This window comes from Streptomyces sp. CA-111067 (genome assembly GCF_050956065.1).
GTDB lineage: Bacteria > Actinomycetota > Actinomycetes > Streptomycetales > Streptomycetaceae > Actinacidiphila.
In genome coordinates this window covers 2,547,717-2,560,085 of sequence record NZ_CP192103.1, presented here as the reverse complement: position 1 = coordinate 2,560,085, position 12,369 = coordinate 2,547,717, and the positions used below count along the sequence as shown (strand labels likewise).

Below are 12,369 nucleotides of genomic sequence, written 5' to 3'. Positions count from 1 at the left end.
GTGGTCAGCACGACCGGCTACGCGTCCAGGACCGGGCAGGTGCCCGCACCGGCTCCCGGCTCGGGCGCGGGCCCCGCGACCGGAACCCACCAGCCGGCGGCGGGCTACGGCACGTCGGAGCACGCCTCCGCACCGGGCTTCCGGTCCGCCGCGGCGGCCGCCCGGGACGGGATGGCCGACCCGCTGACCGTACGGGTGGACGCGCTCGGCGAACTCCTCGGCCTGTCCCGCACCCGGGTCAGCCCCGACGCCCTCGCCGAGACCGGTGAGCTGCTGGAACGGGTCGGCGAGCGCCGCCGGCTGTCCCTCGAGCACACCGTGGTGGCGCTTGCCGGGGCCACCGGCAGCGGCAAGTCCACCCTCTTCAACGCGCTCGCCGGGCTCGACCTGTCCGAGACCGGGGTCCGGCGGCCGACCACCTCCCGCCCGCTGGCCTGCGCCTGGCAGCCGGACCGGGCCGCCGGACTGCTGGACCGGCTGGGCATCGCACCGCAGGACCGCTACGCCAGACGCGGCGCACCGGACCGGTCGGTCCTCGTCGGCGCACCCGGCCTCCCCGGTGTCTCCGGCGGCGGGACCGGGACCGGAACAGGTGGTGCGGACGGTGCCGCTGCGACGCGGGAGACGCCGTACGGCACTGCGGATCCGGCCGATTCGTCGCTTGACGAAATGCCACGGCAGGACTGCGGCGGGGACCGCGGCGGCCACGGCGCGGCGGGCACCGAGGACGCCGAGGGCGCCGGAGGGATGCGGCGGGACGACCTGAACGGGCTCGTCCTGATCGACCTGCCAGACCACGACTCGGCCGCGTCCGGCCACCGCGAGCAGGTGGACCGGCTGCTGCGGCTGGTGGATGTCGTGGTCTGGGTGCTCGACCCCGAGAAATACGCCGATGCGGCGCTGCATGAACGGTATCTGCGCCCCCTTTCCGGGCATGCCGATGTGACGGTGCTGGTGCTCAACCAGATCGACCGGCTGCCCGGCGATGCGGTCGACCTGGTGCTGGACGATCTCCGGCGGCTGCTCGACGAGGACGGACTCGCGGTGGGCGAACACGGCGACGCCGGGGCCGTGGTGCTCGCCACCTCCGCGCTCACCGGGCAGGGACTGCCGGACCTGCGTACCGTGCTGGCTCAGATCGTCTCCGAACGCGCCGCGGCCGGGCGGCGGTTGGCGGCGGACATGGACCGCATGGCGAGCAGGCTCCAGCCGCTCTACGTCGGCGAGGGCGGTGTCGGGCTCACCGACCCTGCGCGCGAGGAGTTCGTCTACCGGCTCGCGGACGCGGTGGGTGCGAGCGGGGCCGGCCAGTCGGCAGAACGGGACTGGGCCGCTGCCGCCCGCGAGGCTTGTGGAACACCTTGGGGCCGGCTGATGGGAGAACGGACCGTGCCCGGCGCCGGTTCCCGTGCCGGGCAGGATTCACCGGCTTCACCCGTACGAGCGACGAGCGCGGGCTCCGACGGCCTCGCCGCCTCGCGGCCGGTGGTCGAGGAGGCCGTACGCGGCCTGGCCGCCGACGCGGCCCGGGGGCTGCCGGCGCCCTGGGCCCAGGCGGTACGGGACGCGGCGCGGCGCGGCGGCGAGGGGCTTCCGGACGCGCTGGACGCGGCGGCCGGCCGGGCCCGGCCGCGGGCCCCCGAGCGGCCGAGCTGGTGGTCGGCGGCGGGAGTGGTCCAGTGGCTGATGATGGCGCTGTCGCTGGCCGGCGCGGTGTGCCTGATCACGGTCGCGGTGGGCTCGCTCGATCTGACGTGGTGGCTTCCTGTACTGATGGCCGCGGTCGGCGGCCTGGGCGGCCCGCTGGTCTCGTGGGGCTGCGGGCTGGCCGCGCGGGGGCCCGCCCGCCGGTACGGGCAGGCGGCGGAGCGGCGGCTGCGGGACGCGGCGGCGGACTGCGGCCGGGCCCGGGTGCTGGAGCCGGTGGCCGCCGAGTTGATGCGGTATCGGGAGGTGCGGGAGCAGTACGCGGTGGTGGCCGGGTCGTCGCCGAGGTCGGCCGCCGGGCTGGTGACGGCCGGCCGGGTGTCGGGGTCCTCGGGCCCGTCGGGCTCGGAAGGTTCCCGCGCGGAGGATTTCCACTCGGCCGAGTGACGGAGTTATCCACAACCGCCCGGTTATCCACAGATTTCAGCCGGTCTCGTTCCGGGGCCCGAAATTCCCGCACGATGTTCTCACAGCGGTCCGCGAGGGGCGGATCGCGAAGAACAGGGAGGACCGGGCCATGAAGGACACCGAGATCACCGTGGTGGGAAACGTCGCTACGGAACCGGAATCGCAGATGACGGCGAAGGGCGTGCCCTTCACCCGGTTCCGGCTGGCCACGTCCGCACGCCGCTGGGACGCGGAACGCGGCGGCTGGACGGACGGGATGACCAGCTTCTACACCGTCCGCACGTGGCGCGCGATGGCCGGCAACGTCAAGGAGTCCGTCGGGCTCGGCGAACCGATGGTGGTGCACGGGCGGCTGCGGATCCGCGAGGAGGAACGCGACGGCCGCAGGCACGCGGTCGCGGAGATCGAGGCGTCGGCGGTCGGCCACGACCTGTCCCGCGGCACGACCCGATTCACCCGCCCGACCTCCCCACCGCCCACCGGCACCCCACCCCCACCTGCCCCGGTCCCAGCTGCTGAGACCCCGGCCCAGCCCGCCCAGGCACAGACCGCGCCGCTGCCCCGGGAGCCCGCCGACCGACCGCCCCACGCCCCGGCGCCCGCGCCCGCGGTCACGGCGGCGGCGCCTTGAGCTGCGCCGCACCCGTCCTGCCTCGTCCCACTCGGCCGCAGACCCCGGCGCACCCGCCGGGGCCACCGGTACCCGTTCGCCCGGGAGGGTGGACGGCTGGCAAGTTGGGGTGTTTCTCATCCGCGCAGGGCGCGAAGCGGCTCCCCACCAGCGGTTTCCCGTCGATGAGGGGCCGTCTCACGCTGCGTGGGCCGTCTCTGGGCTGCGCCTAAGGACTCCAGGCCCTAGCTGTCCTCAACGCCAAGGTCGGCGCGCATCACGCCACGCATCTGTGCCAGTCGATCCCAGAGCCGACTCAAGTGGTCACGAATCTCGTCGAAGGATCCGTCTGTGTCAGGGTTGCCTTCTTCGAGGTTCTTCGTCTGCCGGTACCCCTGAGACAGGCCGTCTACGACAGCTTCCAACTCCTCTAAGACCTCTGTCGAAGCGATCATTTGTGCTTCGGCGTAGGCAGCGTGGTGCGTGTGCCGGGCAGATTCCAACCTCTCGACCGCCTCCGCCGGCACCAGGCCCCGGCTTACGTCCCACAAGTAGTTCATCAACTCAACTCGATAGCGACGAAGCGCCGCGTTGACCGCCACATAGGACTCGCGCCGTTGGGTCAGCCGTCCCTCGGCCTGTTCTTGGAGCCAACGGCCCCTTGATGCCTGCTGCTCCCGCTCGAACAGATCTTCCTGCGCGCGAGCCAGCAGACGTTGCGATAGCACCGGTGCAAACAATGTGCCTAGGACACCCACCAACGCCACGCTGAGCGTTAGCGATGAACTTCCCATTTCGCCCCCTTCGAGCCTTCGTGATCGGCTGAAACCCATGGTGCTCTGTCAGCGCCGTACCCACAGTGAGTTCGTCGGATGGCTTCGCGCCGCTCAAGCTGACTTCAGGCCGCGCGCTTGGCCCGCGGACTGGTACATGTTGCTCACTGCCTGCCGGGTACGCGTCTCGCTGCTCGGCATCAGGTGCGTGTACAACCGAAGCGTGAACCCGCGGTCGCTGTGCCCGAGGCAGAGACTCAGCGCCTTGACGTTCTGGTCGGCGTCCAGGAGGACCGAGGCGTAGAAATGCCGCAAGGCGTGCATGCCGAGTTCTCGTACGGCCGCATATCGCTTGCCCTTCTCCGGGGCCGGGATGATGTCCGCTGAGGCGAGAGCGGGTTTCCAGAGGCGATCGTTGAAGTCGTTGCTCCACAGGGCGGTGCCGGCGCCACTCGCGAAGATCAGACGGTGCGTGACCTTCGGGCCGGTCGGCGTCATCCACGGCAGGGTTACGTCAGTGGGCGGAAAGCGCTTCATGTGCTCGGTGAGCGCGGCGGACACCTCAGCGTCGAGGGGAACGTCGCGGATCTTCCCGCGCTTCGGAGACGCGAACACCTGCTCCGCCGACCACGGATCCGCAGGGCGGCCAGGCTCCGAGATGGCCCCAACTCGCTGGCGACCGCGCGTTCATCGTGGTGAGCGCAGGGGTTCCCATCCCACCTGCCATCGACCTGGGCAAGCCGCGCAATCGCGGCCCAGGGCGTCAGGGTCGTTCGTACAGTGGCGCGCTCCACCCTGACGCCCTGAACCACGCCCGCTCCATGGAAGTGCGGGCCGACGGCAGACGGCACGGAAGTGGTGACCGTCGTGGGTTCCTGCTGGCAGAGTCGTTCAGGTACAGCCACCACCAGACGCATCAAACCCGAGCGACACGTTTCTACCGTTCGTGATCATTCGACCGCCGATTGGCGTCGGCCTGAGCAGCCACAGCCGCATCCAGCATCTCTCGGTGCTGGAGAGCATCGCGTTTCCGGTTTCGATCACTGCGCCTGATGAGACGATACGGGACCAGAAGTATGCCGAACAGCAGGTACCAGATCAGGTCAAAGCCCCACGCCGCCATCATGAAAATACCCACGGTCAGGACGATGAGACCATCGAGGAGCGCGAGAAGAATGCCCCTCCACCACGGGCCACTTACGGTCCGCAAGGCGAAAGAGTGATCGGGCTCGGTTAGACGCAGGATTCGCTTCGTCGAACCAGTCAGGGACAGTGGAGCTTGGACGATGACGCGCTCGCTCTGAAGGTCGTCAGCTGGCGCGTGCATGGCTATCGCCTCCTACCAGCTACAACGGGCTCAGATGGCAACCGTGTTGCTCGGCGGACATCGGCGCCCGTTACCTTTGTGCTAAATACTACTTTTGTCCTAATTCATGAACTAGGCAAGCCGTGGGATAGCGCGCAGCGGCCTGGGCAACCTCGCGGTGAGGTGACGGGGCAGACGGCCCTTTGCGTGCCCCGGATCCCGACCTTTACCGTGCGGGCGACCTCGTCGGTGGGCAGATTAGGCGGGCACGGAGGGCACTGGCCACGCTGTTTCTGGGCCCTCTGTGGGCCGTGCGACGGTGGCCGAGGTTGCCCAACGACGACAGGCGGTCACGGTAGGTCGCACGGCACGGCGCAGGTCGGCGGCGGGTGAGGGACCCCAGACGTACCCGTTCGCCCGGGAGGGTGGACGGCTGGCAAGATGGGGTGTATCTGCCCTCACGCGGCGGTGCCGCACATTGGCCCTTCTCGATCTGCCGGACGGTTTCTCTTGGCTGAGTTCATTTACACCATGCGCAAGGCCCGCAAGGCCCACGGCGACAAGGTGATCCTCGACGATGTCACGCTGAGCTTCCTGCCCGGGGCGAAGATCGGTGTCGTCGGGCCGAACGGCGCCGGTAAGTCGACCGTCCTGAAGATCATGGCCGGCCTTGAGCAGCCGTCGAACGGGGACGCGTTCCTGTCGCCGGGTTACTCGGTGGGGATGCTGCTCCAGGAGCCGCAGCTCGACGAGTCCAAGACCGTGCTGGAGAACGTCCAGGACGGCGCCGCGGACACCATGGGCAAGCTCAAGCGGTTCAACGAGATCGCCGAGCTGATGGCCACCGACTACTCCGACGCGCTGCTCGACGAGATGGGCAAGCTCCAGGAGCAGCTCGACCACGCCAACGGCTGGGATCTGGACGCCCAGTTGGAGCAGGCGATGGACGCGCTGGGCTGCCCGCCCGGCGACTGGCCGGTCACCACGCTGTCCGGTGGTGAGAAGCGCCGGGTCGCGCTGTGCAAGCTGCTGCTCGAAGCGCCCGACCTGCTGCTGCTCGACGAGCCCACCAACCACCTGGACGCCGAGTCGGTGAACTGGCTGGAGCAGCACCTGGCCAAGTACGCCGGCACCGTCGTCGCCGTCACCCACGACAGGTACTTCCTGGACAACGTCGCCGAGTGGATCCTCGAACTGGACCGCGGCCGGGCGCACCCGTACGAGGGCAACTACTCGACGTACCTGGAGAAGAAGGCCTCCCGGCTGAAGGTCGAGGGGCAGAAGGACGCCAAGCGCGCCAAGCGGCTCAAGGAGGAGCTGGAGTGGGTGCGCTCCAACGCCAAGGGCCGGCAGGTCAAGTCCAAGGCGCGGCTGGCCCGCTACGAGGAGATGGCAGCCGAGGCCGACAAGGTCAGGAAGCTGGACTTCGAGGAGATCCAGATCCCGCCGGGCCCGCGGCTGGGCTCCATCGTGGTCGAGGTCAGCAAGCTCTCCAAGGCGTTCGGTGACAAGGTACTGATCGACGACCTGTCGTTCACGCTGCCGCGCAACGGCATCGTCGGCGTCATCGGCCCCAACGGCGCTGGAAAGACGACGCTGTTCAAGATGATCCAGGGCCTGGAGACGCCGGACAGCGGCTCCATCAAGGTCGGCGAGACCGTCAAGATCAGCTACGTGGACCAGAGCCGGGCCAACATCGACCCCAAGAAGACGCTGTGGGCCGTGGTCTCCGACGAGCTTGACTACATCAACGTGGGCCAGGTGGAGATGCCGTCCCGCGCCTACGTCAGCGCCTTCGGCTTCAAGGGCCCGGACCAGCAGAAGCCGGCCGGGGTGCTGTCCGGCGGCGAGCGCAACCGGCTGAACCTGGCGCTCACCCTCAAGGAGGGCGGCAACCTGCTGCTGCTCGACGAGCCGACCAACGACCTCGACGTCGAGACGCTGTCCTCGCTGGAGAACGCGCTGCTGGAGTTCCCCGGCGCGGCCGTGGTCATCTCCCACGACCGCTGGTTCCTGGACCGGGTGGCGACGCACATCCTGGCGTACGAGGGCGAGAGCCGCTGGTACTGGTTCGAGGGCAACTTCGAGTCCTACGAGAAGAACAAGGTCGAGCGGCTCGGGGCGGACGCGGCCCGGCCGCACCGGGCCACCTACAAGAAGCTGACCCGCGGCTGATGGCTCGGCACATCTTCCGCTGCCCGCTGCGCTGGGCGGACATGGACGCCTTCGGGCACATCAACAACGTCGTCTTCCTGCGGTATTTGGAGGAGGCGCGGATCGACTTCATGTTCCGCCTGGCGCCGGGCGAGGGAAGCGCGTCGTTCACTGGCGGGTCGGTGGTGTCCCGGCACGAGATCGACTACCTGCGGCCGCTGACGCACCGGCACGAGCCGGTCACCATCGAGACGTGGGTGACCCGGATCCAGGCGGCGTCGATGACCGTGCGGTACGAGGTCAAGGACGAGGAGACGGTGTACGCGCGGGCGTCCACCGTCGTGGTCCCGTACAACCTCGCCGAGTCCAGGCCGCGGCGGATCACCGAGGAGGAACGGAAGTTCCTGGAGCAGTACCGCGAGGACGGGGCCGTAGCGGTATGAGGCTCGCCTTCGGCGGGGACGCGCCGGTGGGTGCGGTCGGGCGGCAGCGGGCCGGGGCGCAGGAGGCGGCGGACCTGGCCGCCTTCCTCGGGCGGCTGGTCCGCTGGGACAAGGCGGCCGTGGTGCGGTTGCGCTCCGCTGAGGGTGAGGCGGCGCTCGGGGTGTTCGGGCACCCGCCGTTCGGGGGAGTGCTGGCCGTCAAGAGCCTGCCGCTGCGCGCGGGCGGCGGTGACGTGGCGGTGGTGGACGCGACGGTGTCGGCGGGCCAGCTGCTCGAAGCGGTGGCCGCTGCCGCGGAGGACGGGGACGGGGAGTTCGCGCTTCCCGGGTCCGTCACCGGGCCCGCCTGGGCCGGGCTGCTGCCGCCGCGCGGCGGCTGGCGGCGGATAGCCGATCTTGACGCGGCGGAGGTGCGGGGGGTCGCGGCCGGGGCCGTCGCGGAGTTCCGGTCGCGGACCGAGGCGCTGGGCGAGGCTGGCCGCACCAGGGCCGGGCTTGACGCTCTCGCCGAGGAGTTGTGGGTCAGGGAGGCCGGGCCGGGCGGCCTGACCCTGCGGGTCGTGCACGCGGCGCACGGGCTGGGTTTTCTCCGCGAGGCGGCCCCCGGAGCGGTGGTGTCCGTGCTCGCGGCAGGCCCGTGGGTGCGGCTCCGAACGGAGTTCGGCTCGGTGGCCGCCCGCACACAGGCATCGGGCGCATCGGGGCTGACGGTCTCGCCCGTCTGAACGTTCACGGCGTGGCTGCCGCCGGTCCGGCACTCGACGGTGGCCCGGCTCGTGGCATCCGATGGCCCGGAGGCGCCCCGGCCTGCGTCTGGGCCCTCACCCGGCCCCAGCCCCGGGCCCCGTTCGTACCCGGCCCACGGGCTACGGCTTCTCCGGGGCGTCGTCGCGGTGGGGTTGGGGGGTGTCGGGCCAGACGCCTATGTGGTCGGGTTCCAGTTCGAGGAGGACGCGTTCGCGGATGTTGAGGGCTTTTTTGTAGTCGCGGGGGAGTTGGAGGCGGCCGGCGCGGTCGACCGTGGCGTATTCGCGGGCGACCACGGACTCCTGGCCGAACTCGTCGATCTCGGTGCGGCGGACCACCTCGGAGGCGGTGCGGCCGTCGCGGATGGCGACGGTGCGGTGGACGGCGTCGGCGACGGCGTGGTCGTGGGTGACGACCACAACGGTGGTGCCCAACTGCTCGTTGGCCGTGCGGAAGGAGGCGAAGACCTGCTCGGCGGTGGCGGAGTCGAGTTCGCCGGTGGGTTCGTCGGCGAGGATGACGTCCGGGTTGTTGGCCAGGGCCACCGCGATGGCGGCGCGCTGCTGCTCGCCGCCCGACATCTGGCCCGGGCGGCGGTCCCGGCAGTAGCCGACGCCGAGCATGCCGAGGAGTTCGTCGGCCCGCGCCGTGCGCTGGCGCTTGGCCCGGATGCCGCCGGAGAGCTGCATGGGCAGGGCCACGTTCTGCGCCGCGGTCAGGTAGGACAGCAGGTTGCGGGCCGTCTGCTGCCAGACGAAGCCGACGACCTCGCGCCGGTAGCGCAGCCGGGATTTCGCGTCCATCGTGAGCAGGTCGTACCCGCCGACCGCCGCCGCGCCGGCCGTGGGCACGTCGAGGCCGGCCAGGATGTTGAGCAGGGTGGACTTGCCGCTGCCCGACGCGCCGACGACGGCCATCAGCTCGCCCTTGTCGACCAGCAGGTCGAGCCCTTGCAGGGCTTGTACCTCGACGCCGTCGGTGGTGAAGATCCGCACCACTCGGTCGCAGCTGATCAGCGCGTCCGTGCCGTAGGCGGGCTGTTCCCGCTGGTGCGCGACCTGGCGTTCCAGCTCGGCGAGGCTGCTGACCGGACCGCCCCGCGCGGCCCGCGCCCCGGCAGCCCCGGCCCCGGTCCCGGTCCCGGCAGCCCCGGCCTCAGAGGCGCCCCCGGCCCCCGAAGCCCCGGCCCCAGCAGAAGCCCCGGCCCCCGAAGCCGCCGCCTCCGCCCCCGGCTCCGACCCCGCCCCACTCGTCGTGCTCATGCCCGTTCCCCCGCTCTCAGTTCCGTACTCTCCCGGCGACGCGAACTCACCCACACCTGCGCGAGCAGCACCGCACAGGCAAGTATCAGCAGCCCGGCCGACGGCAGCACCAGCGACCAGGGGTCGGCCCGCAGCGCCGTCGGCACGTCCACCGGCGGCAGCGACTGCGGCGCGTTGCCGAAGGTGAGGGCGTGCAGATCGACCCCGGGCCGCAGCAGCGGGATCACCGCGATGCCGACCAGCACCCCGCCGACCGCGGCCAACAGCGCCTGCGGCAGCGTCTCGAGCAGCACCAGCCGCCGCGACTGCCGCCGCGTCATGCCCATCGTGCGCAGCCGGGCCAGCATCGTGGACCGCCCCGGCGCCGCCTGGAGCAGCGAGAGCAGCAGCGCCAGCGCGCTGTAGCCCGCGCCCACCGCGATCGCCGCCAGGTAGACGCGGCGCGCGCTGTGCTGCAACGGGCTGTCGGTGAGCGCGGCCCGCTGCTCGCTGCGCACCTGCACGGTCACATACGGATCCTCGCCGCTGCCGTGCGCCACCAGGGCGCGCAGCCCCCGCGCGTCGATCTGCCTGCCGGGCGCGTTCATCGCCAGCAGCACCGTGGGACCGCTGTACTGCCGGAACCTGGACACGTCCGGGTGCCGCTGCGCCAGTTGCCGCGCCGAGACGATGATGAACTCGTCGCCGGGCGCGGCCGGGGTGCGCGGCAGCGTGGCCGCCGCCCGCACCGAGACGATGCCGACGGCCGTCTGGATCTGGTTCGGCGCCGTCCCCATCTGGTCGGCGAGCCCGGCCGAGACCACGGCGGGCAGTACGCCGCTGCCCTTGTCCCCGTCGAAGACCGACGCCGGGAAGGCGGGCAGCCCGATCGCCCTGGTCAGCGCCGCGTACGCCGCCGGGTCCACGGTCACCAGCGAGTAGGGCTTGCCGAAGGCCGGGTTGGGGCCGGCCGCGTCCACCCGGGCGGTGGTGACCTGCCCGGCGCCGGGCAGCTTGGCGACCTTGCCCGCCAGGTCCGCGCCGAACGAGGCGCGCGCGTCGATCCTGGCGTCGGCGCCGACCCCCTCGGTGGCGGCGCGGTCCCTGCTGTGGTCGATGCCGGCCAGCACCGAGCCGCCGAAGGACGTGATGGTCAGTGCCACCAGCACGGCGAGCAGCGGGAGCTGGTTGGTGGACGGGGCACGGCCCGCGCGGGCCAGCCCGATGTGGGTGACGGCGCCGGTCAGCCGGGAGGCCGGCCGGGCCAGCCAGCGCAGCGGCAGCGGGTACACCCGCAGCAGCACCAGCGCGGCGGCCACCGCCACCAGCACCGGGGCGGCGGCCAGGAACGGATCCGCGCCGTCCCCCGTGCCGCGCCGCCGCAGCGCCGCGACCGCGCCCACCACCAGCACGGTGACGGTCAGTTCGGCGACCAGCCGGCGGCGGGACGGACGTGCCGAGGCCAGATCCTCCCGCACCGGCGGCCGCGGCTTGCGGACCGCCACCACCGAGCGCAGCGGCAGCGCGAGCACCCCGACGGCGGTGACCAGCGCGCCGAGCAGCAGCGGCAGTCCGATCCGCGCGCCGCCCGTTCCGCCGACGGGCACCGTGAGGAGCGCGAGCAGCGTGCCGAGCGCCCCGGCGGGCACCGCGCAGGCGGCCGTCTCCCCGGCCAGCCGGCCGAAGATGCCGCGCAGCGAACCGCCCCGGGAGCGGAGCAGCCCGACCTCGCCCCGGCGCCGTTCCGCCGCCAGGCCGCCGGCCATCAGCAGCACCGCGAGCGCGGTCGTGCCCACGCCGACGGAGGCGATCAGCACCAGCGGCTGGGTGGCGTCGCGGTCGCTGGTGAACTGGTCGAGGATCGTGCTGATGCCGTCGTTGACCTCGATGCCCTGCACGCCGGTGGCGTCGGCCAGCGAGGTCGCGGCGGGGCCGGAGGCGAAGGACGCCAGCTCGGCGCGCAGCGCGTCGACGTCGTGCGCGGTCAGCGAACTCGCGTCCAGCGGGTGGTACCAGTACAGCGACGCGCCCGCGCCGAGCAGCGGCATCGCCGCGGCGGCCTGCCGGTCGACCAGCAGCGCGAAGTGCCAGTACGGCTTGGGGTCGGAGCCCGGTGGCGGCGGCGGTACCCGGACCTCCGGCTTGAGCAGGTCGGTGTTCTCCCGCCAGTAGACCTCGCCCGCGTCGCGGGCCGCGACGATGCCGGTGATCCTGATCCGCAGCGGGGTCGGGCTGAGCAGCGACAGGTGGACGGTCTGGCCGACCTTCAGGTGCATGGTGGCGGCGGTCTGCCGGGTGACGACGGCGTCCATGGTGTAACGCGAGCCGTCGGTGCCGCCGTTGCCCGTCTCGGGGCTGGGCAGCCGGCCGGACAGCACCCGTACGTGGGAGGCCAGGCCGGCCTGCGCGACCAGGTCGGCGCCCGGCGGGTGCGGGGACAGCCGGGGCAGCTGCGCGTCGGCCGCGACGGCCTCCGAGGCCGTCCGCACCCCGTAGACCGACTGGCCCTTCGTGAGCCGCATCGGCGGGTGGGTCATCTGCTGGAACGAGGTCTCCACGTCGTCCAGGGTGGACGGCGACAGGCCGCTGCCGTCGTCGTCGAGCGAGCCGAGCGGGGTGTACGCGGAGCTGAGCGTGACGCTGTTGTCGTGCACGGAGGCGTGGTTCACGGCGTGCCGCAGCGCGTTGTTCTGGTAGCGGTCCACGGCCAGCGGCAGCGCCACCGCGAGGAACGAGGTCAGCAGGACGAGCGCGGCCAGCGCGAGCGCCCCGCCGGGAGCGGCCCGCAGCCGAACCCGGACCCACGACACGTCACCACGGGGCGCGCCGGAGCCCTGAGCCGGACCGCCGCCGGAGCCCTGCTCCCGGCCACCCCGCCCCGGGCCACCCTGCCCCGGGCCACCCCGCCCCCGGCCACCCCGCCCCGGGCCACCCTGACCCGGACCGCCGCCGGACCCCTGAGCGCCGTCCCCGGGCACAC

Annotated in this window: 10 protein-coding genes; 6 read left to right on the top strand and 4 right to left on the bottom strand. The window is 72.1% G+C overall.

Going from position 1 to position 12,369, the window contains the following annotated elements; translation table 11 throughout:
- Positions 1-2,094, top strand: coding sequence for a GTPase (locus ACQPW6_RS11095; RefSeq protein ID WP_433889408.1), 2,094 nt, complete (start codon positions 1-3; stop codon positions 2,092-2,094).
- Positions 2,095-2,224: 130 nt separating this feature from the next.
- Positions 2,225-2,746, top strand: a complete 522-nt coding sequence (locus tag ACQPW6_RS11090; RefSeq protein ID WP_433889407.1) for a single-stranded DNA-binding protein — start codon at positions 2,225-2,227, stop codon at positions 2,744-2,746.
- A 224-nt stretch (positions 2,747-2,970) separates the two neighbouring features.
- On the opposite strand, the gene ACQPW6_RS11085 is transcribed toward ACQPW6_RS11090, so the two are convergent.
- Both ACQPW6_RS11085 and ACQPW6_RS11080 read right to left on the bottom strand, forming a co-directional pair.
- On the bottom strand, positions 2,971-3,519 hold the full coding sequence (locus ACQPW6_RS11085; RefSeq protein WP_433889406.1) for a hypothetical protein: 549 nt from the start codon (positions 3,517-3,519) through the stop codon (positions 2,971-2,973).
- A gap of 93 nt (positions 3,520-3,612) precedes the next feature.
- Positions 3,613-4,113 (bottom strand): tyrosine-type recombinase/integrase, encoded by a 501-nt coding sequence (locus tag ACQPW6_RS11080; RefSeq protein ID WP_433889405.1) that lies wholly within the window; start codon positions 4,111-4,113, stop codon positions 3,613-3,615.
- A 331-nt stretch (positions 4,114-4,444) separates the two neighbouring features.
- On the opposite strand from ACQPW6_RS11080, the gene ACQPW6_RS11075 reads away from it, so the two are divergent.
- The 4 genes from ACQPW6_RS11075 to ACQPW6_RS11060 all read left to right on the top strand — a co-directional run bounded on the left by ACQPW6_RS11075 (position 4,445) and on the right by ACQPW6_RS11060 (position 8,126).
- The gene (locus ACQPW6_RS11075; RefSeq protein WP_433889404.1) at positions 4,445-4,735 is read left to right on the top strand and encodes a hypothetical protein; all 291 of its coding nucleotides are present in this window, start codon (positions 4,445-4,447) and stop codon (positions 4,733-4,735) included.
- Between the two features lie 579 nt (positions 4,736-5,314).
- Positions 5,315-6,979, top strand: coding sequence for an energy-dependent translational throttle protein EttA (gene ettA / locus ACQPW6_RS11070; protein WP_433889403.1), 1,665 nt, complete (start codon positions 5,315-5,317; stop codon positions 6,977-6,979).
- Positions 6,979-7,401, top strand: coding sequence for an acyl-CoA thioesterase (locus tag ACQPW6_RS11065; protein WP_433889402.1), 423 nt, complete (start codon positions 6,979-6,981; stop codon positions 7,399-7,401). Before ettA ends, ACQPW6_RS11065 begins: the two co-directional genes overlap by 1 nt.
- Positions 7,398-8,126 carry a hypothetical protein gene (locus tag ACQPW6_RS11060; protein ID WP_433889401.1) on the top strand — a complete coding sequence of 243 codons (729 nt, stop codon included), beginning with the start codon at positions 7,398-7,400 and terminating at the stop codon, positions 8,124-8,126. The genes ACQPW6_RS11065 and ACQPW6_RS11060 overlap by 4 nt, the downstream gene beginning before the upstream one ends.
- Before the next feature lie 141 nt (positions 8,127-8,267).
- On the opposite strand, the gene ACQPW6_RS11055 is transcribed toward ACQPW6_RS11060, so the two are convergent.
- Both ACQPW6_RS11055 and ACQPW6_RS11050 read right to left on the bottom strand, forming a co-directional pair.
- Complete coding sequence (locus tag ACQPW6_RS11055) at positions 8,268-9,410, bottom strand: ABC transporter ATP-binding protein (RefSeq protein ID WP_433889400.1); 1,143 nt, start codon at positions 9,408-9,410, stop codon at positions 8,268-8,270.
- Positions 9,407-12,199 carry an FtsX-like permease family protein gene (locus ACQPW6_RS11050; RefSeq protein ID WP_433889399.1) on the bottom strand — a complete coding sequence of 931 codons (2,793 nt, stop codon included), beginning with the start codon at positions 12,197-12,199 and terminating at the stop codon, positions 9,407-9,409. Before ACQPW6_RS11050 ends, ACQPW6_RS11055 begins: the two co-directional genes overlap by 4 nt.
- Positions 12,200-12,369: the final 170 nt, after the last annotated feature.

Coding starts and splice junctions, on each gene's coding strand:
- ACQPW6_RS11090 (WP_433889407.1), top strand. CDS start 2,225: ATGAAGGACACCGAGATCACCGTGGTGGGAAACGTCGCTACGGAACCG.
- ACQPW6_RS11085 (WP_433889406.1), bottom strand. CDS start 3,519: ATGGGAAGTTCATCGCTAACGCTCAGCGTGGCGTTGGTGGGTGTCCTA.
- ACQPW6_RS11065 (WP_433889402.1), top strand. CDS start 6,979: ATGGCTCGGCACATCTTCCGCTGCCCGCTGCGCTGGGCGGACATGGAC.
- ACQPW6_RS11060 (WP_433889401.1), top strand. CDS start 7,398: ATGAGGCTCGCCTTCGGCGGGGACGCGCCGGTGGGTGCGGTCGGGCGG.
- ACQPW6_RS11055 (WP_433889400.1), bottom strand. CDS start 9,410: ATGAGCACGACGAGTGGGGCGGGGTCGGAGCCGGGGGCGGAGGCGGCG.